This is a genomic window from Stenotrophomonas chelatiphaga (assembly GCF_032054965.1).
Taxonomy (GTDB): domain Bacteria; phylum Pseudomonadota; class Gammaproteobacteria; order Xanthomonadales; family Xanthomonadaceae; genus Stenotrophomonas; species Stenotrophomonas chelatiphaga.
In genome coordinates this window covers 71,100-93,166 of record NZ_DAMBRS010000002.1, presented here as the reverse complement: position 1 = coordinate 93,166, position 22,067 = coordinate 71,100, and the positions used below count along the sequence as shown (strand labels likewise).

Here is a 22,067-nt window from a genome sequence, read left to right as displayed (position 1 = left end):
CAAATGGCATTTCTAGACCAGCATCCGGTCCTCGGCTACCCCGCCGCGGCCGGCCTGGGGTTGCTGCTCGGCAGCTTCCTCAACGTCGTCATCCTGCGCCTGCCCAAGCGGCTGGAATGGCAGTGGAAGCGCGACGCGCACGAGGTGCTGGAGCAGGAGGACATCTACGAGCCGCCGCCGCCTGGCATCGTGGTGGAGCCTTCGCACTGCCCGCACTGCAAGCACAAGCTGTCGTGGTACGAAAACATCCCGCTGTTCAGCTGGGTGATCCAAGGCGGCAAGTGCCGCCATTGCAAGGCCCCGATCTCCATCCAGTACCCGCTGGTGGAGCTGCTGACTGCCGTGCTGGTGCTCGCCAGCGTGTGGCAGTTCGGCTTCGGCTGGCAGGGCTTTGGCGCGATCGTGCTGTCCTGCTTCCTGGTGGCGTTGTCGGGCATCGACATGCGCACCCAGCTGCTGCCGGACCAATTGACCCTGCCTTTGATGTGGCTGGGGTTGATCGGCGCAGTCGACAATCTGTACATGCCGGCCAAGCCTGCCCTGCTGGGCGCGCTGGTGGGCTATCTGTCGCTGTGGTCGGTGTGGTGGATCTTCAAGCAGCTGACCGGCAAGGAAGGCATGGGCCACGGCGATTTCAAGCTGCTGGCCGCGCTGGGCGCGTGGTGCGGGCTGAAAGGCGTGCTGCCGATCATCCTGCTGTCGTCGGTGGTGGGCGCCGTGGTGGGCTCGATCTGGCTGTACAGCCGGGGCCGTGACCGCGCCACGCCGATTCCCTTCGGCCCCTACCTGGCCATCGCCGGCTGGCTGGTCTTCATGTGGGGCGAGCCGTTGATAGACGGCTACCTGAGATACGCCGGCCTGCGATGAGCCGGTTCGTCGTCGGCCTGACCGGGGGCATCGCCTCCGGCAAGAGCGAGGTGACCCGGCGCTTCGAGGCGCTGGGGGTTACCGTCGCCGACGCCGACCTGGCCGCGCGTGCGGTGGTGGCGCCGGGCAGCCCGGCGCTGGCGATGATTTCCGAACGATTCGGGCCCGGCATGCTGCTGGGCGATGGTGCGCTGGACCGCGCGCGGCTGCGTGCCCACGTGTTCGCCGATGTGGCCGAACGCAAGGCGCTGGAAGCGATCACCCACCCCGCCATCCGCGAGCTGCTGCGCAGCCAGTGCGAGCAGGCCACAAGCCCGTATGCCATCGCCGCGATTCCGCTGCTGACCGAGGCTGGCGGGCGTCAGGTTTATGGCTGGCTGGACAGGGTGCTGGTGGTGGACGCGCCTGAGGCGCTTCAGCTTGCCCGGCTGATGCAGCGTGATGGCAGTGACGCGGTGCTGGCGCAGCGGATGATCGATGCGCAGGCCACCCGGGAACAGCGGCTGGCCTTGGCTGATGACGTGGTGACCAATGAAGGTCACCCGGATGCGCTGCAGGCGCAGGTGGAGCGGTTGCATCACGCCTATCTTCAGTTGGCGGATGCGCTGGGGTGATCTTCTGCGCTGTTTTAGGCGAGCGCAGCGGTAAGAGCGTGACGACCAACGGTCGTCACCCACCGAAGCATGACGGCCAGCGGCCGTCACTACCGATTTCCAGGCTAGCCTAGAAGCTTCGGGGCGAAGGTCAGGGTGGCCACTACGCCGCGGTCGCCGCCGGGGCGTACGCTTACCTGCCAGCCGTACAGGTCGCACAGGCGGCTGACGATCGACAGGCCGATACCGCCGCCCTGCGAGTGGCCGGCATGCGTGCCGCGGTAGCCGCGCTGGAACAGCTTGGCGGCATCTTCCTCGCTCAGGCCCGGGCCGCTGTCGGCGACCGATACGGCGTTGTTGCCGACGTTCACCCGCACTTCGCCGTCCTGCGAATACTTCACCGCGTTGCCGATCAGGTTGCCCAACGCCACCGACAACGCCGATTCCGGTGCGTCCACGATCACGTCGCGGGCACCTTCAAGGGTCAGCGTGATCGGCTTGCCCCCCAGCTGCGCGCGGTGCGAATCCAGCAGCTGTTCGGCCACCCGCGCCACGTTGCTGGTGCCCTGCCCGCGTTCGTTGCGCGACAACAGCAGCAACGCACCGATCAGATCGCTGCACTGCTGTTCGGCACGCTGGATGCGCTGCAGGCGCTGCAGCACTTTTTCGTCCAGGCCGGGCCGGGTCAGCAGCAGTTCGGTGGCACCCCGGATCACTGCCAGCGGCGTACGCAGCTCGTGGCTGACGTCGGCATTGAACTCGCGGTCGCGCTGTACCACTTCGGTCAGCCGCGACGAATAATCGTCCAGCGCCTGCGCCAACTGGCCCACCTCGTCGTCGGGGAAGCGCGGCGCCAGCGGCTCGGGATCACTGGTCCCACCGCGATAGGCGCGCAGCCGCTTGGCCAGGTCCGATACCGGTTTCATCACCTTCGACGCCGACCACCAGCCCAGCACCAGCGACAGCAGGCTGAACACCAGCACCGACAGGAACAGCGCGCGGTTGAGCTGTGTCTCGCCGCGCAGGCTTTCGGTCATGTCGTAGGCAAGGAAGAACCACGCCTGCGGCGTCTTGCGCACGGCGAGCTTGTACGAATACGGCTGGCCGCGATCATCGGTGCCACTGACGCTGTGGATGCCGTCGGTGAACTCATACCAATCGGGCTCTTCCTGACGCAGCGCTTCGAAGCGGTCCGGCTTGACCAGCCGGGCGAACATCTGCTGTACGGGAAGATCAGGATTGCGGCTGGAGTCGGACGCAAAACGCCGCGCATATTCGTCGATATTGCGATTCATCACGTCTTCGACGAGCTGGTTTTCCACCCGCATGCGCGCCCAGTTGGTGGCGAACGCAAACAGCGTGGTCAGGCAGAAGCCCAACAGCACGAAGGACACGATGATGCGGCTGCGTAGCCGGCGACGATACGGTCCGCGCCGGCGTGGCCGCCTGGGTGCTGCGTTTTCAGGCATCCGGCGCGGCGATCCGGTAACCGATGCCATGGCGGGTCTGGATCATCGGCACCTCGAAGGGCTTGTCCACCACCGCGCGCAGGCCATGGATATGTACGCGCAGCGAATCCGAATCCGGCAGTTCCTCGCCCCAGACACGGGTTTCCAGCTCCTGGCGGGTCACCACGGCCGGCGAGGCTTCCATCAGCGCCTGCAGGATCTTCAGCGCGGTCGGATTGAGCTGCAGCAGCTTGCCCTGGCGGCGCACTTCCAGAGTGTCCAGGTTGTATTCCAGGTCGCCGGTCTCCAGCACGCGGGTCTGCACGCCCTTGCCGCGGCGCGAAAGCGCATTCAGGCGCACTTCCACTTCCTGCAGCGCAAACGGCTTGATCAGGTAATCGTCGGCGCCGGAATCAAAACCGGCCAGTTTGTTGTCCAGCGAGTCACGCGCGGTCAGCATCAGCACCGGGGTCTGCTTGCGCGCTTCGTTGCGCAGCTTGCGGCAGACTTCGATGCCGTCCATGCCCGGCAGGTTGAGGTCCAGCACGATGGCGTCGAACTCGTGCACCACGGCCAGGTGCAGGCCGGTCACACCGTCCGCGGCGAAGTCCACCGTGTGGCCGCGGTCCTCGAGGTAGTCGCCGAGGTTGGCGGCAATATCACTGTTGTCTTCGATGACGAGAATTCGCACTGGGACCTCTGTTTCATGATGGGGTGCCGGTTCGGCATGGCCGCAACCCGCAGGTTGCGACCCGGGGCCTGTTGCCGGCTGACGCCAACCATACAGACCCGGGCATTAACATTTCACACGAAACCGCGCGCAGGGCGCGTCAAGGTCACCGATTGGTGTGCTGGAAGCGACGCAGGCCTTCCTTGGAGTCTTCCTGCATCTTGCGACGCTGGGCGACGGTCAGGCACACCCGCTCCGGCCGGTTGCTGCCGGTGGCGCGCTCGCGACGGCAGACCATGCGGCTGTCGGCGTGGGCCCGGCTGAGGATGGTATTGACCACCGACTGGTCGTTGAGGATGTCGGTCTGGGCCTGTGGCGTGGTCTGCTCGACGCTGTCGTGCTCGCCCAGCCGGGTGCGGATGCGGTTGATGGCCGCGCTGACCTTGCTTTTGTCTTCCAGGCTCACTTCGCTGTAGTGCTCGCTGTACAGCGCGCGCTCTACACCCGCGAGCTGCTCCTGGGCCGAGGCCCGCACATTGAGCTGGACCGGCGCGGCCGTGTTGCCGGCGGCCGATTCAGACTGCACATGGGCATGCGCGGAAAGGCTGGTCAGGCCAAGGGCGATGGCAAAAGCCATGGCGTGAAGCGTTTTCATCCGGGTCTCCTCCTTGAAAGAACCCTGACTGTAAGAGTCATGTGAGGAAGGAATCAAGGGAGGAAAGTACCACCGTGCGGTGGAGGCAGAAGAACGGGCGCACCAAGCCTTCATGCGCCCGTTCATAGCGGGGTACCGCTGCGGCTCAGAGCGTGCCGGCCTTCGGGTTGACACGGTTGTAGTTACGCAGCACATCGGCGCTGTTTTCGCGCGCTTCACGACGCTGGGCAACGGTCATGCAGACATTGGTATGGCGGTTGCTCCCGGTCAACCTCTCGCGCTGGCAGACCATCCGGCTGTCCGCATGGGCGCGGGTCAGGATCGAGTTGATGAGCTCCTGGTCGTTGAAGATCGCCGTGCGCTCGGCAGGATTGGCCTCTTCGACGGTCTGGTGTTGGCCCAGGTTGTCGCGGATGCGCGCGATGGCTGCGTTGACCTTGCTCTTGTCCTCAACGCCGATCTCGCTGTACCGCTCGCTGTGCAGGGCCCCTTCCACGCGGGCCAACTGCTGGGCGACCGATTCCTGCACGTCCAACTGCACCAGCGCGGCATCGGTGGCCGGCTTGGCATCAATCTTGGCGTGGGCGGCGCCAGTCACACCGAAGGCGACGGCGAATGCTGCAATCAGAACCGACTTCATCTGTGCTTCCTCCATGAACGAAACCCAACTGTACGAGCGATGGTCGGACCGATCAAGCGCAGGGGTGCCGGCTGGGGCAACGCATAAAAAAGACCCGGACGTCTCCGTCCGGGTCTGAAGTTTCATATCCCGATACCGATCCTGCTGATGAGGCAGAGCTGCGGTGTGATGGACGATACGTCAGCGGCGATTAAAGGGTCGTTAAATCGGGCTCTCACGCTTCAAGATAAATTATATTTCTTTTTATTTCAACGACTTACGATCTTCTCGACGTGCTGGATGATGCGCCCGGCAATATCCACGTTGCAGGCGCCTTCGACCCCTTCCAGCCCCGGCGTGGAATTCACTTCCAGCACCAGCGGTCCGCGCGCGGAGCGGATCAGGTCCACCCCCGCCACGCTCAGCCCGAGCGCCTTGGCCGATCTCACTGCCACCTGCGCCTCGGCACGACTGGCCTTGGCGGGCTGGGCGGTGCCGCCGGCGTGCAGATTGGAACGGAAGTCGCCTTCCGGTGCCTGGCGCTGCATCGCGGCCACCACCTGGTCACCGACCACCAGGCAGCGCAGATCCGCGCCCTGGGCTTCGCCGATGAACTCCTGCATCAGGAAGTTGGCATACAGGCCGCGCAGCGCATCGACGATGCCGCGTGACGCGCTCGCCTTTTCGGTCAGGATCACCCCCCTGCCCTGGGTGCCCTCGTTGAGCTTCACCACGTGCGGCGGCGGGCCCAGCATGGACAGCAGGTCGACGGTGTCATCCGGGTTGTCGCCGAACACCGTGATCGGCATGTCGATGCCCTTGGCCGCCAGCAGCTGGTGCGCGCGCAGCTTGTCGCGCGAACGCAGGATGGCGTCGGAGGGATTGGGCGTGCGCGCGCCCATCAGTTCGAACTGGCGCAGCACGGCGGTGCCGTAGCGGGTCACCGACGCGCCGATGCGGGGAATCACCGCATCCACGCCGGTCATCGGCCGACCCTTGTAATGCATGGTGAAGCCGTCGGCGGCGATGCGCATGTAGCAACGCAGCGGATCGAGCACGCGCACCGTGTGGCCCCGGCTGCGCGCGGCCTCCACCAGGCGGCGGGTGGAGTACAGCTTGCTGTTGCGCGAAAGGATGGCGAGTTTCATCGGGGCCGGGCCGTACGGAAGCGCGAAGCATAGCGCGCAGCATGTAAAAGGGGACGGAGGGAATTAAGTCCTCATCAGCCTGATGTGCGGTTAGCGACTTAATTCCCTCCGTCCCCTTTTCGCCGATCCCGCTTTTCCTGGGACCTTTCGGGTTCATTGTCGGGCCGCTCATGGCCCGGCGAGGAACACGGAAGGTAGAACGCCTTCAGGCGTGCCAATGACTGGACGGAGGTCGGTTGGGACGCAGAAACGTGCGTAGAGCCCAGCTGGGCGGGCCAGCAGCAAGGGCGTGGGCATGCGTGATACCTCGATCGATACCTCAAGGGGGCATCGCTCGGAATCATCAGTTGGCCCGAATTGCCAGCTCAATCAGACAGTTGTCGATTGAGTGGTCTCGATGGAGCGGGTGAAGGGAATCGAACCCTCGTCAGTAGCTTGGGAAGCTACAGCTCTACCATTGAGCTACACCCGCAGCGCAGGGCGACAGTGTAGGCGGCGGGCCATGAAAAGCGCAATCCGCCGCCGTGCGGAAGGTGACGACCAACGGCCGTCACCCACCAAGCCGTCACTCCCTTCAGAACGCGCCGCTGAAGCTGGCGAAGATCGAGGTGTCCATCGACTTCTTCTGCATCGTGGTGGCGCTCAGGCCGATGTTGCTCTGCAGGCCGAACAGTTCCATGCGCGCACCCAGGATGGCGGTGGCGTAGTCCTTGTCGAACTTCAGGCCCGGCACGCGGTAGCTGCCCACGCCCGGCAGGCTCTGCAGGAAGGCGCTGGCGTCCTGGCGGTCTTCGAACTCATGGTCGTAGGTGACCTGCACGTACGGCTTGATGCTGCCGCCGTCCAGGCGCGCCTGCCAACCCAGGCGGCCCACGGTGGAATCGGCATCCTGGTCGTTGTAGCCCAACGCGGTGCTGCTCGGGTTGCTTTCCAGGTAGCCGTCCAGCTTGACCTTCTGCCAGATCACCGCGGCCACCGGGCCGTGGCGGAAGCTGCCTTCCTGGCCGAACTCGTAGCCGGCATTCAGGGCCGCGGTCAGGTTGCTGCCTTCCGGCGAGCCGGTGTGTTCGCGGGTGGCCGGGCCGAGGTGCACCTTGCGGGTGACGTCGTAGTCCAGCCAGCTGTAGCTGACCTGGCCGTTCACCCACGCACGCTCGCCATACCAGCCGGCGAACAGGCCCACGGTGGTGTCGGACTGGGTGAAGTCACCCTGGCTGTTGCCGAAATCGGCATCCATGCGGCCGTAGCCGGCGAAGCCGCCGACGACCATGCCATCACGCGCCCAGTCGATGCCGAACAGGCCGGCCGGCGCCAGCCCGTCGTACAGATCGGCGTGGTCGTAACGCTGCATGTCGCCACGCACGCCGCCCCACCACGACAGGCCATCGGCCGGTGCACCGCCCAGGTGCAGGCTGACCTGGTCGGCACGCGAACGGCCGATGGTCTGTGCCGAATGGGTCAGCACCTGCTGCAGGCGCGGGGCTTCCAGCACCGAAATGGCGTACTGGCCTAGCATCTCGTGGGTGGCCGCGGACGGATGGATGCCATCGGCGAACACGTAGGCGGTGGCCGCATCCGGGGCCACCAGGCTGGTCGGGTTGCAGGTGACCGACGAAGCCACGGTGCACGCCGCGTTGGTCACGTTGCGGAAGCCGTAGGTGGCCGGGGAGGCGACGATTTCACGCAGGATGGTGAAGGTATCCAGCGGGATGAACTCGATGCCTGCCTGGGTCAGGCCGCCATACAGCGCGTTGTTGTAGGCAGTGGCCACGGCGGTGTACTGCGCCACCGCGGCCGGGCCGCCGGCACGCGCCATCGGGGTCAGGCCGATGTCGGGCAGGTTCGGCACCACCACGTACTTGGCGCCTGCCGCCTGCAGGCTGCCGACGATGCCGATCTGGCTGGTCACCGCCGCGCCGATCACCGCCGGTGCCTGCGCCGGCGTGGTGATGCCGAGCAGGTTGTTCGCGCCACCCCACACCGTATACAGCGCATTCGGATCGGCCTTGCCGCCATTGGCGGCGAGGTAGCGGCTGGCCTGGGTGGCCAGCGACGGGGTCGGACCGAGCGGGCCGACGACATCGGTGGCCACCGTGGCGCCACCGGCAGCGTAGTTGTCACCGCTCTGGCCGTTGCCGTTCGGGGTGGCGTTGGTGCCGTAGTAGTCGGCCACGTGTTCGGCCCATACCCAGGCCGGGTTGGTAGTGAACTTGCCGGTCACCGGCTGCACCGCGGCGGGCAGCAGCGGACGGAAGTAGCCGCTGTCGGTCAGGCTGTCGCCAAAGAACACCGTGCGGTTGAACGCCGGCTCGGCGGCCATGGCCGGCAGGGCGGCAAGGGCGAGCGCAGCGGCGATCAGCGTGCGGACGGGGCGTTTACTGGACAACATGGGGAAACTCCTGTGGGATCAAGCGCCGGCAATACGCCAGCGCACGGTGCAATGGTTTCATCAGCACAGGCAAAGTCACGCTGCGCCGCGGCATGTATTGTCGCCTGAAGCTGCTTCCGGGGGGACGATGCACGTTATCTGTCAGGCAAGGCCTGCCTGCGGGAGGCGCATCGGCGACAATGGCGACATGAACATCCAGCTCAACGGCCAAGCCCGCACCCTCGCCCCCGGCGCCACCGTCCAGGACCTGCTGCAGCGCGAGCAGCTGCTTGAACGCCGCGTGGCGGTGGAAGTGAACAGCGAGATCATCACCCGCAGCCTGCATGCCACGCACGTGCTATCCGACGGCGACGTGGTGGAGATCGTGCATGCGCTGGGCGGTGGGTGACGCCTGCCGCCGTGGGATCCGCCGAGCATGGCTTGGCGCCACCGCTTCCTGCAGCCCCTGCATTGGTTACCCCATGCGATAATCGCGTCATGAACCATCACGCCCCTTCTGATTCGCTGGTCATTGCCGGCAAGACCTACGCCTCGCGCCTGCTCACCGGCACCGGCAAGTTCAAGGATCTGGACGAAACCCGCGCGGCCACCGAAGCCGCCGGCGCGCAGATCGTCACCGTCGCCATCCGCCGCACGAACATCGGGCAGAACCCGGGCGAACCGAACCTGCTGGACGTGCTGCCGCCGGACCGCTTCACCATCCTGCCCAACACCGCCGGCTGCTATACCGCCGAAGACGCGGTGCGCACCTGCCGGCTGGCGCGTGAGCTGCTCGATGGCCACAACCTGACCAAGCTGGAAGTGCTGGGCGACCAGAAGTCGCTGTACCCGGACGTGGTCGCCACGCTGAAGGCCGCCGAGATGCTGGTGAAAGACGGCTTCGAAGTGATGGTCTACACCTCCGACGACCCCATCCTGGCCAAGCGCCTGGAAGAGATCGGCTGCGCGGCGGTGATGCCGCTGGCCGCGCCGATCGGCTCCGGGCTGGGCATCCAGAACAAGTACAACCTGCTGCAGATCATCGAAGACGCCAAGGTGCCGATCATCGTGGATGCAGGCGTCGGCACCGCGTCCGACGCCGCCATCGCGATGGAACTGGGCTGCGACGGCGTGCTGATGAACACCGCCATTGCCGGCGCGCGCCACCCGGTGCTGATGGCCAGCGCGATGCGCAAGGCGGTCGAAGCCGGCCGCGAGGCCTTCTTGGCCGGCCGCATCCCGCGCAAGCGCTATGCCAGCGCCTCTTCCCCCATTGATGGATTGATCGGCTGATGACCGACCCGTTTTCCAGTACCGGCTCCAAGGCCCCGGCCAAACCGTTCACCGTCCATGAAGGACGCCGCGAGATCCGCAGCTTCGTGCTCCGCCAGGGCCGCTTCACCCCGGCCCAGCAGCGCGCGTTCGATGAGCGCTGGCCGCGCTTCGGTCTGGATTTCAGCGGCGACGTGCGTGACCTGGCCGCCACCTTCGGCCGTGATGCGCACAAAGTGATGGAGATTGGCTTCGGCAATGGCGTGGCCCTGCGCTTCGCTGCCCAGCAGGATCCGAGCCGCGATTACATCGGCATCGAAGTGCACGCACCCGGCGTGGGCCGGCTGTTGAACGCGCTGGCCGATGACAACGTCGACAATGTCCGGCTGTACCACCACGACGCAGTGGAAGTACTGGAGAAGGAAATCGCCGACGGTGCGCTGGACGAAGTGCGCATCTATTTCCCCGATCCGTGGCACAAGAAGCGCCACAACAAGCGTCGCCTGCTGCAGCCGGCTTTCGCCGAACTGCTGGTGCGCAAGCTGCGCCCCGGTGGCCGCCTGCACTGCGCCACGGATTGGGAAGACTACGCCGAGCAGATGTGGGACGTGCTCGACGCCACCGCCGGGCTGGTCAACCGGGCCGGCCCGCGCGGCCATGTGCCGCGTCCGGAATGGCGGCCGCAGACCCATTTCGAGACCCGCGGCCAGAAGCTTGGCCACGGCGTCTGGGACCTGTTGTACGACCGCACCTGACCTCCTGACACCGACCGGACCGCGCCCCCCATGGAAACCGCGCTGACGCTGACCACCGACATGAAGCTCGTCCTCGGGCTGGTCGGTTTCACGATGGCGATGTTCCTGTTCGAGCGCATCCGCGCCGACGTGGTCGCGCTGGTGGTGCTGGTGGTGCTGGGCGTCACCGGCCTGATCGCGCCGGAAGAAATCTTCGGTGGTTTCTCCGGTAACGCGGTGATGAGCATCATCGCCACCACCATCCTGGGCGCGGGCCTGGACCGCACCGGCGCGCTGAACCGGCTGGCCGCCTGGCTGCTGCGGCGCGGGCATGGGGTGGAACAACGGCTGTTGATCATGACCACCGCGATCGCCGGCTTGAACTCCTCGTTCATGCAGAACCCGTCGGTGATGGCGCTGTACCTGCCGGTCGCCTCGCGGCTCGCCGCGCGCACCGGGCTCACCCTGCAGCGCCTGCTGCTGCCGATCGCCGCGGCCATCGTGATGGGCGGTGCGCTGACCATGGTCGGCAACTCGCCGCTGATCCTGCTCAACGATCTGCTGGCTTCGGCCAACAACAACTTGCCCTCCGGCCTGGCCACCATCGAACCGCTGCGGATGTTCGCCCCGCTGCCGATCGGCGTGGCCCTGCTGGTGGCTTCGCTGCTGTACTTCCACTTTTACGGCAACCGCAAGCTGGTGGAAGAGGAAACGCTGGCCAATGACGGGGTGACCCCGGCGCGTACGGAAAGTTACTTCGCCAAGACCTACGGTATCGAAGGCGATGTCTTCGAACTGGTGGTCACCGCCGAAAGCCCGTTGGTCGGCATGACCCTGGGCGAGGCCGAAACCGTGCACGATGCGCCGCTGCTGCTGGCGCTGAAGACCGGCAACGACACCCGCCTGGCGCCGCCGGCGGAGATGCGCATCTGGGTGGGCAGCGTGATCGGGGTGATGGGTTCGCGGCAGCTGGTCAGCGATTTCGCGCAGAACCAGTTCCTTCGCATGTCCTCGCGGCTCAGGCACCTCGGTGACCTGTTCAATCCCAGCCGCGCCGGTATTTCCGAAGCGGTGGTGCCGCCGACGTCCAATGTGATCGGCAAGAGCGCGGCAGAACTGCGCCTGCGCAAGGAACGCGGCCTGAGCCTGCTGGCGATCAACCGCGACAAGCAGGTCATCCGCGAGGACGTGCGCAAGGTGCAACTGCGTGCCGGCGACATGCTGGTCTTCCACAGCATCTGGACCGACCTGGCGCAGGCCGCGCGCGGGCGCGAGTTCGTCATCGTCACCGACTATCCGAAGGGCGAACAGCGCCCGCACAAGTTCAAGATCGCGATGAGCATCTTCGCGCTGACCATCCTGATCGCGCTGACCTCCAAGCTGCCGGTGGCGCTGACCCTGATGACCGGCGTGGCCGGCATGCTGCTGACCGGCGTGCTGCGCATGGATGAGGCCTACGCATCGATCAACTGGAAGACCATCTTCATGATGGCCGGGCTGATCCCGCTGGGCTGGGCGATGGATTCCAGTGGCGCGGCGGCCTGGGTGGCCGGGCACACCATCGACAAACTGCCCGAAGGCATCCCGCTGTGGGTGCTGGAAGTGGCGCTGGCGCTGCTGACCACGGCGTTCTCGCTGGTGATCAGCCATGTCGGTGCGACCATCGTGATGGTGCCGATCGCGGTGAACCTGGCGTTGGCGGCCGGTGGCAATCCCACCGCATTCGCGCTGATCGTGGCGCTGTCGGCGTCCAACAACCTGATGACCGCTTCCAACCCGGTGATTTCAATGATCACCGGCCCGGCCAACTACACCCCGCGCGAACTCTGGCGGGTAGGCGCACCGTTGTCGTTGATCTACACGCTGGTGGTGGTGGCGATGATCAACATCATGTTCTGAGCCGGGTACATGACGGCCCGGTACTGACGGCCGCTGGCCGTCATGCCCTGCCGTCGAGCACTGCCATTACCCCGCCAGGAACACCTGGCCATCGCGTACCTGCAGCGGCACGGCTCGCAGCCGGTCGCCCTTGCACGGGCCGGCCACGCATTCGCCGCTGTCCAGCGCGAAGGAGGCGCCATGGGCAGCGCAGACCAGATGGCCTTCGCGGCTTTTCAGGAACTGCCCCGGCGCCCAGTCCAGCCGTCGCCCGGCATGCGGGCAGATGTTGAGGAAGCCACGCACGCCATCGCCATCACGATGGATCACCAGCGATTCCGCATCGCCTTCAAGCAGCACCTCGACCTCGGCGAAGCCGCCGTCGGTAACGTTGTCGAGGGCGATCAGCGGCTGTTCGGACATTTCTGACTCTGGAGCTGGAATAAATCCAATTGTCGCATGGCTGGAGATATGGCTGGCTGCCGCATGAACGCAAGTCCTTGATATGCAATGAACACGGCGGCAAATTAACGATTTTTTCACTCACCGGGCAAAGCATCGCCCCGATACTGTTGGTTCGCTGATTTCAGCAAAGTGAGTTACCGATGATCAACCGCACCTTCCAGTTCGCCCAGTTCCGCACCCTGTTTGCGCCGCGCAAGCCGCGTCATCCGTTGGTGCGCGTCGCGGTGGGCCTGCTTGGCGTCGCCATCCTGGGCGTCATGGTGTTCGTCGGCGTGTTCGTGGGCGCGGCGATGATCATGGCCGGCCTGGCCTGGAAGCTGCTGGCCCAGCGCAAGGCGCCCGCACGGGCGGTCGATGCCAACGTGGTGGAAGGCGAGTACCGCGTGGTGCGCAAGCCGGCGTTGCCGACGCACTGATCGGGTCTTCCCGGCCTGGCGTTTGATTTGGTAGTGACGACCGCTGGTCGTCATACCCTTTGCCTTGGTAGTGGTGATCGCTGGTCGCCAGGCCCCTCCCGCTGCGCTCGCCGAGCATGGCTCGGCGCTACCGGCCCGACCAGCCTTACCGAACGCGACCGGCGCTACACTGCGACGACCTGATCGTTAGGACGTGCGCATGACCGATGTAATTCCTGCCCAGCCCATTCCCCGCATCCCGGTAGTCGGCGGCGGCACCTTCCCGGTGCACCGCATCTATTGCGTGGGCCGCAACTTCGCCGACCACGCCAAGGAAATGGGGGCGGCGGTGCCGGATGCAGCGGCACGCGGCAAACCGATGTTCTTCAGCAAGCCGGCCGATGCCATCGTGGTCGGCCATGACGATGTGATCCCCTACCCGCCCGCCACCAGCGACCTGCACCACGAAGTGGAACTGGTGGTGGCGATCGGCGTGGATGCGCCTGAGGGCGTGCTGCCGGTCGAGCAGGCGCTGTCGCTGGTCTACGGCTATGCCGTCGGCCTGGACCTGACCCGCCGCGACCTGCAGGCGGCGGCCAAGCAGAAGGGCCATCCCTGGGACACCGCGAAGGGATTCGATGCGTCCGCGCCGATCAGCGAGATCGTGCATGCCGGTGAAGTGGGTGACCTGGCCGCACTCAACCTGTCACTGGAAATCAATGGCGAAGTGCGCCAGCAATCGCTGTTGGACCAGATGATCTGGAACGTACCGGAAATCCTGCATGAGCTGTCCCAGCTGTGGCGCCTGCGCGCGGGCGACCTGGTGTTCATGGGCACGCCGGCCGGCGTGGCCGCATTGAAGCCCGGCGACCGTTTCAGTGCGCGTCTGGAGAACGTCGGCGAGCGCCATGGCGTCATCGCGGGCTGACATAGGCTGCGTTAGCCTTTAACGCGATTACCCCACTTTTTCAGGAGACCTCAATGGGATTCATCACTGAGTTCAAGGAATTCGCCACGCGTGGCAACGTCATCGACCTGGCCGTCGGTGTGGTCATCGGCGCGGCCTTCGGCAAGATCGTCACTGCGCTGGTGGAAAAGATCATCATGCCGCCGTTGGGTTGGGTGATCGGCCAGGTGGATTTCTCCGACCTGGTGTGGACATTGGCGCCGGCACGCATCGCGGCCGATGGGGCGGAGATCCCGGCGGTGGTGATCGGCTACGGTGATTTCATCAATACGGTCATCCAGTTCGTGATCGTGGCCTTCGCCATCTTCCTGGTGATCAAGGGCATCAACCGCCTGTCGAAGAAGAAGGAAGCCGCGCCGAAGGGCCCGAGCGAAGAAGTCCTGCTGCTGCGCGAAATCCGCGACAAGCTGTCCGCCCCGCAGGGCTGAGCCCCTGCCATATGCGACACCGGGGTCAGGTCCCTTCGCGTTGAAGGAACCTGGCCCCTTCTGCAGGTGACCTTTGCTCCATCTGTCCGGTTCTGGTCATTTCCGATGGGCATGACCTAGGGCCCATGCACCCGGCAATGACGCTGCTAAGCTCAGACGCTTATGCCCCCTGCCGGAGTCCTCTCCATGCGCCGCCGCGTTCTTGCCATCGCCTCTTCCCTTGCCCTGCTCGCCTCGCCGGCGTTCGCCGCACCGCGCATCACCACCCTGCCCCCGGCTTCGCTGGATACCGCCGCCCAGCTGCGTGAGCAGGCACTGGCCGATGACACCGGCTGGAAGGTGGTGGAATCGCTGACCACCGAAGTGGGCCCGCGCATCGCCGGCAGCGAAGCCGATGCCCGCGCCGTGGCCTGGGCCGAGGCTCGCTTCAAGACGCTGGGTTTCGACAAGGTATGGAAGGAACCGGTGACCTTCCCCAAGTGGGAACGCCGTAGCGAACATGCCGCCGTGGTCGGGGCGCATGCGCAGCCGCTGGCGATCACCGCACTGGGCGGCAGCCCGGGCGGCAAGGTGCAGGCCGAGGTCGTGCGTTTTGCCGACCTGGCCGCGCTGCAGGCCGCACCGGCCGGCTCGCTGCAGGGCAAGATCGCCTTCGTCGATTACCAGATGCTGCCGTTCCGCGATGGCCGCGACTACGGGCGCGGTGGCGCGATCCGCAGCAAGGGGCCGTCCGAGGCGATCCGCAAGGGCGCCGTCGGCTTCCTGATGCGATCGGCGGGCACCGATTCGCACCGCGTGCCGCATACCGGCATCACCCGCTACGACGACGGGCTGACCCCGGTGCCGTCGGCCGCCTTGTCCGTGCCCGATGCCGACCAGCTGGCGCGCCTGGTCGCGCGCGGTGCCACCACCGTCAGCCTGGCGCTGGATTGCGGCTGGGATGGCACGGCCACGTCCTACAACGTGATCGGTGAAATCACCGGGCGCACGCTGCCGAAGGAAGTGGTGGTGATCGGTGGCCACCTGGATTCCTGGGACCTGGGCACCGGCGCCATCGATGACGCGGCCGGCGTAGGCATCACCATGGCCGCGGGGCACCTGATCGGCCAGTTGAAGCAGGCGCCCAAGCGCAGCATCCGCGTGGTCGCCTTCGCCAACGAGGAACAGGGCCTGTACGGCGGCAAGGCGTATGCCGAAGCGCATTCCAAGGACATCGTGCTGCACCAGCTTGCAGCCGAGAGCGACTTTGGTGCCGGCCGCATCTATGCGTTCAATACCGGATCGCCGAACCCGGAAGGATCACGCGATGCGACCCGCCAGATCGCCGAAGTTCTGAAGCCGCTGGGCATCGAATACGTCGCCGACAAGGGCGGCCCGGGCCCGGATATCGGCCCGCTCGCCGCCAAGGGCGGCGCCTGGGCCTGGCTGGCGCAGGATGGAACGGACTACTTCAACCTGCACCACACCGCCGACGACACGCTGGACAAGATCGACCCGAAGGCGCTGGCGCAGAACGTTGCCGCCTACACCGTGTTCGCCTACCTGGCCGCCGACGCCGATGGCAGGTTCGGCAGCGAAGCCAAGGCGACCGTACCGCCGGGCGAATAAGCGCCCAGTCCCTTGCGCCCGGGCGGACCCGGGCGCAATGGCGTTCAGCCGGCGGTCTTGCTGATGCGGTTCCACAGGCTGGCGCCCTTGATGCCCAGCCGATCAGGTTCAAACACCGGATCGATGCCCGCCCTGCGGCTCGTTTCGTAGTCGCGCAGCGCCGCCAGTGCCGGCTTGTGCAGCAGCAGGATGGCGATGATGTTGAGCCAGCTCATCATGCCCACGCCGATGTCCCCCAGGGTCCAGGCAATGGTGGCGCTGTTGATGGCCGAGTAGGCGACCAGCGCCAGGAACAGCACGCGGAAGCTGTTGACGACCCATTCCGCCGGCTTGTTGCGGCACAGGTAACTTACGTTGGTCTCGCCCATGTAGTACAGCGCCAGGATGGTGGTGAAGGCGAAGGGCAGGATCGCCAGCGCCACGAACGACTTGCCGAAGCCTGGCAGCGCCGATTCCACCGCATGCTGCACGAAGCGCGGCCCGGCCTCCATGCCCGGCAGGTTGGCCAGCAGCATCCGGGTCTCGTCCGGAACACCGCCCACTGCCGGGTCATACACGTTGTACATGCCGGTGGACAGGATCAGGAAGGCCGTCGCGCTGCACACCACCATGGTGTCGACGTAAACCGAAAACGCCTGCACCAGGCCCTGCTTGACCGGATGGGAGACCTCGGCCGCCGCCGCCGGGTGGGCACCACTGCCCATGCCGGCTTCGTTGGACAGCACGCCGCGGCGGACGCCCCACTGGATCGCCACGCCGATCATCGCGCCGAACGTGGCATCGACGCCGAAGGCACTGCGCACGATCAGCGAGATCACTTCCGGAATGCGCTCGTAGCTCAGCAGCATCACCACCAGGGTCACCAGCAGGTAGGCGGCGGCCATCAGGGGCACGATCCACTGGGTGACGGCGGCGATACGACGCACGCCGCCGAAGACGATCAGTGCCAGCAGCACGATCACACCGACCGCGCTGGCCTGCAGGGGCACCTCCCACGCTTCGTTCAGCGCACTGGCGATCGCATTGGACTGGGTGCCGGCCAGCATCGCGGCGGCGGCCACCGTGCAGATGGCGAAGATCACCGCGTACCAGCGCTGGCCCAGCCCCTTTTCCATGTAGTACGCCGGCCCCCCGCGGTACTGGCCCTGAGCATCGCGCTCCTTGTAGATCTGCGCGAGCGTGGATTCGACAAACGCGCTGGATGCACCGAAGAATGCCACCACCCACATCCAGAAGACGGCGCCGGGCCCGCCAAAGGCGATGGCCATCGCGACGCCGGCGATGTTACCCACGCCCACCCGGCTGGACAGCGAGATGGTCAACGCTTGGAAAGGCGACAGGCCCGATTCCGACGCACGGTGCCTGAACATCAGCCGGAGCATCTCCGGTAGCGCGCGCAATTGGATGAAACGCGTGCGGATGCTGAAGTACAGGCCACCCAGCAGGCACAGCGCGACGAGGTAAGGGCTCCAGACGATGGCGACGATGGCGCCAACGATCGATTCAATGTTCACGACTCAACTCCACGAGGCAGAGGGGTTGCATCCACACTGGCCCGTTCAGGAAGACCCAACAATGAGGAAAACTGTGAAAGTGGCGCGGAAGCAGGGATGCGCCGGCGGGGGACATGGCGCGATCGAGGCGGGGCGGATCTGCGTCATTGCCTACGCACCAATCAGATTTCGCGCAGCATCAGCAGCCGGAATCCTGACCCTCCCGGCCCTTCCCGCACCGCAATGGAACGCGGTTGTCGCCTTACGCACGCTGCTGACGCGCACATTGGCAAACCCCTCCTGAATGGACGGCGCCGGCAGCCCCCTGCGACAGGTCCTTGGGACCAGCATCGCCCTGCCACATGCGGCCCCGCTGCCCGCCTTCCGGCACCGTCCTGACGCTCATCGTTTCCCGCGACGCGGCGTCCGGCGCGATGCAGCAGCACTGCAACCAAGGAGCTGTCCTACGATGAACGCACGTCCCTTGCCCACGGCCTCCACTGCCCTCGTGGATGTAGAGGCGCTGGAATCCGCAACGCCCAACGCCGCCGCCAACACCCTCGGACGCGGCTTCATCCGCGCCTTGCACGTGCCGCTGGAAGACATCCGCGTGCAGGAGCAGGGACTGCACCTGCACATGATCCAGCTGGACAGTGCCGCGTGGGTCGGGCACGACATCGAACGGTGCGGCGTGGGCGCCGACCCCGCGCAGGCGACCCGTTCAGGCATGTACGCGGCCATTGCGCAGATCATCCATGCCACCCATTGGCGGAGCTCGAAACTGGACGCGTGCAGGGTGGCCGACTATCTCGCACTGCCGGGCGTCGACGTCGCCCTGGGCGACCTGGTGCCGATCCTGGCCGAGCAGCCGGAGCGCCGCATGGCCATCGTCTCCCTGCAGGAACTGGGCAGCGAACGCACTCTGGCGGTACCGGTGGTCCTGCTGCATCCGACGTTCCAGTGCGGTACCGGAACGGACGCGGGCGCGTCGCAGGACGATTTTGACTACCACCTGCTGCGTCGCTACGGCAGCACGCACAGCATCGCCGCCGCACCCACGCAGGAGGAAGCCCTGCTGCTGGGCCTGCTGGCCGCGCAGGAACGGATGGCAGCGGGCATGTTCGCCGTGCAGGGGCTTGCACTGCGCCAGCAACGCTACCTGCGCCAGGTGGACATGGGCACCCTGCCGCCGCAGATCCGAAGCCTGTGGGAGCTGGTCCGGCAACGCGAGGGTCACCCGGTGCACCTGTTCGACATCAGCGGCAGGGGCACGGTCCCGACCTACCTGGCCTGCGTGGAGACCACGGCGGCGACCGCCTTGCGGGTGACCGCAGGTGCGGGGTTCACCTGCGAGCACGCCGCCACGCGGGCCCTGCGTGCCCTGCTGAAAGCGCACGAGTTCACGGCCTGGTCCGGCCGCCGCAGCGAGGGCGCCGCAGCGCGCGGCCTGCCGCACCACGAGGGGCTGCTGGGCATGCAGCAAGCACCGCAGCGCCCGTACGGCATCCAGAACATCCAGGAGATCCTCGCCAGGGGCGGATTCGAGAAAGTGCCTTTCGGCCGCACGATGGTCCCCGTCGCAGGGTCGCTCGGCGGGCGGATCCACCACCTGCATGACAATTTCAGGCGCAGCGGCATGACGGTGTGGCTTGCACGCTATCCCTCGCCCCGGAGCTGCAACGACGTGGCCTGCCTGCAGGTAGTGCTGACGCCGTTCGATGCCGGTTTCCTGCTGCTCAACGGCGTGCCGGTGAGTCTTTCACTGGCGTCACTGGATGCTGCCGCCAACGACGGCTGATGCCGCCAGGCGTAAAAGAGCCCGGCCGTGGAGTCGGCCGGGCTGCCGCAGCGACCCATCCCACGCGATGGGCGGCACCCTGTGGATGCACCGGCCAACGACATCGCATTGGAGAGACGATGCGATGCCGCGCCTACAGCGTGCTGGCCACTTCGGCCGCCGGCCATGGGATGAAAGACAGTTGTGGGGTCAGGCAATGCGGGAACGTGCCCACTGGGCCAGCAACACGGCCGTTGCCGACGCCACGTTGAGGCTTTCCACCGCCCCGCTGCCGGGGATCGACACCTGCAGGTCACACGCCGCGGCCAGGGCCCGGTCCATGCCTTCGGCTTCGGCGCCCATCACGTAGACCAGCCGCTGCGGCAGTTCGGCAGCGAATACGTTGCTGCCGCCATCGACCAGGGTGGCAGCGAGGCTGAAGCCGGCCTGGCGCAGCTGCGCCATGGCATCGGCGGTGGCCGGCAGCTGCACCAGCGGCACCGCCTCGGCACCGCCTTCGGCCACGCGCGCGGCCGCACCGGAAATGCCCAGCGTGCTGCCTTCGGCCAGCAGCAGCCCACCGGCACCGAAGTGCGCGGCCGAGCGCAGGATCGCGCCGAGGTTGTGCGGGTTGCCCACCCCGTCCAGCCATAGCGCCAGCACCGGGCCTTGCGGCAGCTGCTGCAGCCACTGCGAAAGCTCCAGCACCGGTGCGCGCTGTACATCGGCCACCACGCCTTCATGGTGGGTGGTGCCGGACAGCTTGTTCAGGTCCCCGTCTTCCACCACGCGGTAGCCGATCCGGTTGGCCACGCACCACTTCAGCAGCGGCTGCATGCGCGGAATCAGCCCTTCCAGCAGGTAGATTTTGCGGACCGCCTGCGGACGCTGGTTGAAGGCGGCCAGCACGGCATTGACGCCGAACAGGCGCAGTTCGTCGCCATTGCCACGTGCCGCCGGCGCTGCCGGCGCATCGGTGCGCGGCAGCGGGGTGGCGCGCGGCGGACGCGCGGACGGACGACGGTTGTTCCAGGGGTTGTTCACTTACGCTGCTTCCTGTTTCTTCTGCCAGAAATCGGCATTCTTGATGCCCAGTGCGACAGGGTCGAAGGTCGGGTCCAGGCCCAGCTTCTTCTGCCGCTCATAATCACGCAGGGCGATCATGGCAGGCTTCTGCACGATCAGGATCGCCACGATGTTCAGCCAGGCCATCAGGCCGACGCCGATGTCGCCCAGCGCCCAGGCCAGCTGTGCGTTGTGGAACGCGCCGAAGATGACCATGCCGATGATGCCCAGGCGCAGCAACAGCACCGTCAGCGGACGCTTGGCGTTGTTGTTGAGGTAGGTCAGGTTGGTTTCGGCCATGTAGTAATAGGCCATGATCGTGGTGAAGGCGAAGAAGAAGATCGCGATGGCCACGAACGAAGCGCCCCAGCCCGGCAGCACCGCTTCCACGCCGGCCTGCGCATAGCCGGCACCCTCGGCGATGCCCTTCAGGCCCTGGAAGATCGGCTCGGCGCCGGCGACCGGCGAGTACACGTTGTAGGTGCCGCTGGCCAGGATCAGGAAGGCGGTGGCGGTGCACACCATCATGGTGTCGAAGTAGATCGCGAACGCCTGCACGTAGCCCTGCTTGGCCGGGTGCGAGACCTCCGAAGCGGCCGCCGCGTGCGGGCCGGTACCCTGGCCGGCTTCGTTGGCATAGATACCGCGCTTGACGCCCCACTCCACCGCCAGGCCGATCATCGCGCCGAACGCTGCGTGGGTACCGAAGGCGCTGCTGAAGATGGTGTTGAACATCACCGGCACCTGATCGGCGTTCATGATCATGATCACGATGGCCATGATGATGAAGCCGGCGGCCATGAACGGCACCACGATCTCGGCGAAGTTGGCGATGCGCTTGACGCCGCCGAAGATCACCACCGCCAGCAGCACCGCGACCACCACGCCGATGCCCAGCTTCAGCGCCTGCACCTGGTCCATGCCGAAGGCCTGGCCATCCAGCGGGCCACACAGGGCACCGCCGCGGCAGGCGTTGATGATGCTGTCGGCGATCGCATTGGCCTGCACGCCGGGCATCAGGAAGCCGGCGGCGACGATCGTGGCCAGCGCGAAGGCCATCGCGTACCACTTCAGGCCCATCGCCTTTTCGATGTAGTACGCCGGGCCACCGCGGTAGCGGCCTTCGGCGTCCTTGGTCTTGTAGATCTGCGCCAGGGTGCACTCGACATACGAAGTCGACGCACCGAGGAAGCCCATCACCCACATCCAGAAGATCGCACCGGGACCGCCGAAGGCGATGGCGGTGGCCACGCCGGCGATGTTGCCGATGCCCATGCGACCGGCCATCGACATGGCCAGGGCCTGGAACGAGGAGACGCCGGCATCGGATTTTTCACCGGCCACGGTAAGCCGGCACATCTCGAAGAAGCCGCGTATCTGCATGAAACGGGTGCGGACGCTGAAATACAGGCCGGCGGCCAGGCACATGAAGATCAGTGCCTTGCTCCAGATGATGCTGTTGATGAAATGTACGGTTACTTCCACGCGCTCTCTCCAGTCGGCGGAACAAGGGACGTCCCGTCGGCTGGAAGGGACCGGTCGATTCTCCCTGATCGAAGGGCGCTGCGATAGCGCCGGATGTGGGGGCGTGTTATCCGCCGGGCATGGCCCGGCACT

General features: G+C 66.1%; 21 protein-coding genes and 1 tRNA gene. 11 read left to right on the top strand and 11 right to left on the bottom strand.

Features of this window, described 5'->3' with window-relative positions; genetic code table 11:
- Positions 1-3: 3 nt before the first annotated feature.
- Positions 4-867, top strand: coding sequence for a prepilin peptidase (locus RTX79_RS04945; protein WP_057687384.1), 864 nt, complete (start codon positions 4-6; stop codon positions 865-867).
- Positions 864-1,481, top strand: coding sequence for a dephospho-CoA kinase (gene coaE, locus RTX79_RS04940; RefSeq protein WP_312682337.1), 618 nt, complete (start codon positions 864-866; stop codon positions 1,479-1,481). Before RTX79_RS04945 ends, coaE begins: the two co-directional genes overlap by 4 nt.
- A gap of 104 nt (positions 1,482-1,585) precedes the next feature.
- Here the strand turns inward: coaE and RTX79_RS04935 are convergent, their stop codons facing one another.
- The 7 genes from RTX79_RS04935 to RTX79_RS04905 all read right to left on the bottom strand — a co-directional run bounded on the left by RTX79_RS04935 (position 1,586) and on the right by RTX79_RS04905 (position 8,389).
- A complete protein-coding gene (locus RTX79_RS04935; RefSeq protein WP_312682334.1) occupies positions 1,586-2,929 on the bottom strand; it encodes a sensor histidine kinase in 1,344 nt (447 codons plus the stop codon).
- On the bottom strand, positions 2,922-3,599 hold the full coding sequence (locus RTX79_RS04930) for a response regulator transcription factor (protein WP_057687381.1): 678 nt from the start codon (positions 3,597-3,599) through the stop codon (positions 2,922-2,924). Before RTX79_RS04930 ends, RTX79_RS04935 begins: the two co-directional genes overlap by 8 nt.
- A gap of 145 nt (positions 3,600-3,744) precedes the next feature.
- On the bottom strand, positions 3,745-4,233 hold the full coding sequence (locus RTX79_RS04925; RefSeq protein WP_245625359.1) for a hypothetical protein: 489 nt from the start codon (positions 4,231-4,233) through the stop codon (positions 3,745-3,747).
- 145 nt (positions 4,234-4,378) lie between these two features.
- Positions 4,379-4,873, bottom strand: coding sequence for a hypothetical protein (locus RTX79_RS04920; protein WP_312682330.1), 495 nt, complete (start codon positions 4,871-4,873; stop codon positions 4,379-4,381).
- A gap of 248 nt (positions 4,874-5,121) precedes the next feature.
- The gene (gene rimK, locus RTX79_RS04915) at positions 5,122-6,000 is read right to left on the bottom strand and encodes a 30S ribosomal protein S6--L-glutamate ligase (RefSeq protein WP_309683852.1); all 879 of its coding nucleotides are present in this window, start codon (positions 5,998-6,000) and stop codon (positions 5,122-5,124) included.
- 398 nt (positions 6,001-6,398) lie between these two features.
- Positions 6,399-6,472: transfer RNA gene (locus tag RTX79_RS04910), tRNA-Gly, on the bottom strand.
- Between the two features lie 102 nt (positions 6,473-6,574).
- Positions 6,575-8,389, bottom strand: a complete 1,815-nt coding sequence (locus tag RTX79_RS04905) for an autotransporter outer membrane beta-barrel domain-containing protein (protein WP_312682327.1) — start codon at positions 8,387-8,389, stop codon at positions 6,575-6,577.
- Between the two features lie 187 nt (positions 8,390-8,576).
- Between RTX79_RS04905 and thiS the strand changes: the two genes are divergently transcribed.
- From thiS to RTX79_RS04885, 4 genes are all read left to right on the top strand, one after another.
- Positions 8,577-8,777 (top strand): sulfur carrier protein ThiS, encoded by a 201-nt coding sequence (gene thiS / locus RTX79_RS04900; RefSeq protein ID WP_312682326.1) that lies wholly within the window; start codon positions 8,577-8,579, stop codon positions 8,775-8,777.
- Between the two features lie 89 nt (positions 8,778-8,866).
- Positions 8,867-9,661, top strand: coding sequence for a thiazole synthase (locus RTX79_RS04895; protein ID WP_057687375.1), 795 nt, complete (start codon positions 8,867-8,869; stop codon positions 9,659-9,661).
- The gene (gene trmB, locus RTX79_RS04890) at positions 9,661-10,395 is read left to right on the top strand and encodes a tRNA (guanosine(46)-N7)-methyltransferase TrmB (protein ID WP_312682325.1); all 735 of its coding nucleotides are present in this window, start codon (positions 9,661-9,663) and stop codon (positions 10,393-10,395) included. Before RTX79_RS04895 ends, trmB begins: the two co-directional genes overlap by 1 nt.
- 30 nt (positions 10,396-10,425) lie before the next feature.
- On the top strand, positions 10,426-12,273 hold the full coding sequence (locus RTX79_RS04885) for an SLC13 family permease (RefSeq protein WP_312682324.1): 1,848 nt from the start codon (positions 10,426-10,428) through the stop codon (positions 12,271-12,273).
- Between the two features lie 66 nt (positions 12,274-12,339).
- Here the strand turns inward: RTX79_RS04885 and RTX79_RS04880 are convergent, their stop codons facing one another.
- On the bottom strand, positions 12,340-12,675 hold the full coding sequence (locus RTX79_RS04880) for a Rieske (2Fe-2S) protein (protein WP_312682322.1): 336 nt from the start codon (positions 12,673-12,675) through the stop codon (positions 12,340-12,342).
- 182 nt (positions 12,676-12,857) lie between these two features.
- Here RTX79_RS04880 and RTX79_RS04875 point away from each other — a divergent pair, with 182 nt between their 5' ends.
- The 4 genes from RTX79_RS04875 to RTX79_RS04860 all read left to right on the top strand — a co-directional run bounded on the left by RTX79_RS04875 (position 12,858) and on the right by RTX79_RS04860 (position 16,115).
- On the top strand, positions 12,858-13,133 hold the full coding sequence (locus RTX79_RS04875) for a hypothetical protein (RefSeq protein WP_057687371.1): 276 nt from the start codon (positions 12,858-12,860) through the stop codon (positions 13,131-13,133).
- A gap of 199 nt (positions 13,134-13,332) precedes the next feature.
- The gene (locus tag RTX79_RS04870) at positions 13,333-14,040 is read left to right on the top strand and encodes a fumarylacetoacetate hydrolase family protein (protein WP_312682321.1); all 708 of its coding nucleotides are present in this window, start codon (positions 13,333-13,335) and stop codon (positions 14,038-14,040) included.
- 53 nt (positions 14,041-14,093) lie between these two features.
- Positions 14,094-14,507: a large-conductance mechanosensitive channel protein MscL gene (mscL, locus tag RTX79_RS04865; RefSeq protein WP_057687369.1), complete on the top strand. Its 414-nt coding sequence runs from the start codon at positions 14,094-14,096 to the stop codon at positions 14,505-14,507.
- Between the two features lie 186 nt (positions 14,508-14,693).
- On the top strand, positions 14,694-16,115 hold the full coding sequence (locus tag RTX79_RS04860) for a M28 family peptidase (RefSeq protein ID WP_312682320.1): 1,422 nt from the start codon (positions 14,694-14,696) through the stop codon (positions 16,113-16,115).
- Between the two features lie 44 nt (positions 16,116-16,159).
- Here the strand turns inward: RTX79_RS04860 and RTX79_RS04855 are convergent, their stop codons facing one another.
- Entirely contained in the window at positions 16,160-17,629 is a 1,470-nt protein-coding gene (locus tag RTX79_RS04855; protein WP_312682318.1) for an alanine/glycine:cation symporter family protein, read from the bottom strand.
- A gap of 448 nt (positions 17,630-18,077) precedes the next feature.
- Between RTX79_RS04855 and RTX79_RS04850 the strand changes: the two genes are divergently transcribed.
- Positions 18,078-19,406, top strand: coding sequence for a YcaO-like family protein (locus tag RTX79_RS04850; protein WP_312682316.1), 1,329 nt, complete (start codon positions 18,078-18,080; stop codon positions 19,404-19,406).
- Positions 19,407-19,595: 189 nt separating this feature from the next.
- On the opposite strand, the gene RTX79_RS04845 is transcribed toward RTX79_RS04850, so the two are convergent.
- Together RTX79_RS04845 and RTX79_RS04840 are read right to left on the bottom strand one after the other, a co-directional pair.
- Positions 19,596-20,429 carry a TrmH family RNA methyltransferase gene (locus RTX79_RS04845; RefSeq protein WP_057687365.1) on the bottom strand — a complete coding sequence of 278 codons (834 nt, stop codon included), beginning with the start codon at positions 20,427-20,429 and terminating at the stop codon, positions 19,596-19,598.
- Positions 20,430-21,935, bottom strand: coding sequence for an alanine/glycine:cation symporter family protein (locus RTX79_RS04840; protein ID WP_312682314.1), 1,506 nt, complete (start codon positions 21,933-21,935; stop codon positions 20,430-20,432).
- Positions 21,936-22,067: the final 132 nt, after the last annotated feature.

Coding starts and splice junctions, on each gene's coding strand:
- rimK (WP_309683852.1), bottom strand. CDS start 6,000: ATGAAACTCGCCATCCTTTCGCGCAACAGCAAGCTGTACTCCACCCGC.
- RTX79_RS04945 (WP_057687384.1), top strand. CDS start 4: ATGGCATTTCTAGACCAGCATCCGGTCCTCGGCTACCCCGCCGCGGCC.
- RTX79_RS04920 (WP_312682330.1), bottom strand. CDS start 4,873: ATGAAGTCGGTTCTGATTGCAGCATTCGCCGTCGCCTTCGGTGTGACT.
- trmB (WP_312682325.1), top strand. CDS start 9,661: ATGACCGACCCGTTTTCCAGTACCGGCTCCAAGGCCCCGGCCAAACCG.
- RTX79_RS04935 (WP_312682334.1), bottom strand. CDS start 2,929: ATGCCTGAAAACGCAGCACCCAGGCGGCCACGCCGGCGCGGACCGTAT.
- RTX79_RS04880 (WP_312682322.1), bottom strand. CDS start 12,675: ATGTCCGAACAGCCGCTGATCGCCCTCGACAACGTTACCGACGGCGGC.
- coaE (WP_312682337.1), top strand. CDS start 864: ATGAGCCGGTTCGTCGTCGGCCTGACCGGGGGCATCGCCTCCGGCAAG.
- RTX79_RS04885 (WP_312682324.1), top strand. CDS start 10,426: ATGGAAACCGCGCTGACGCTGACCACCGACATGAAGCTCGTCCTCGGG.
- RTX79_RS04870 (WP_312682321.1), top strand. CDS start 13,333: ATGACCGATGTAATTCCTGCCCAGCCCATTCCCCGCATCCCGGTAGTC.
- RTX79_RS04895 (WP_057687375.1), top strand. CDS start 8,867: ATGAACCATCACGCCCCTTCTGATTCGCTGGTCATTGCCGGCAAGACC.
- RTX79_RS04875 (WP_057687371.1), top strand. CDS start 12,858: ATGATCAACCGCACCTTCCAGTTCGCCCAGTTCCGCACCCTGTTTGCG.
- mscL (WP_057687369.1), top strand. CDS start 14,094: ATGGGATTCATCACTGAGTTCAAGGAATTCGCCACGCGTGGCAACGTC.
- thiS (WP_312682326.1), top strand. CDS start 8,577: ATGAACATCCAGCTCAACGGCCAAGCCCGCACCCTCGCCCCCGGCGCC.
- RTX79_RS04860 (WP_312682320.1), top strand. CDS start 14,694: ATGCGCCGCCGCGTTCTTGCCATCGCCTCTTCCCTTGCCCTGCTCGCC.
- RTX79_RS04905 (WP_312682327.1), bottom strand. CDS start 8,389: ATGTTGTCCAGTAAACGCCCCGTCCGCACGCTGATCGCCGCTGCGCTC.
- RTX79_RS04850 (WP_312682316.1), top strand. CDS start 18,078: ATGAACGCACGTCCCTTGCCCACGGCCTCCACTGCCCTCGTGGATGTA.
- RTX79_RS04925 (WP_245625359.1), bottom strand. CDS start 4,233: ATGAAAACGCTTCACGCCATGGCTTTTGCCATCGCCCTTGGCCTGACC.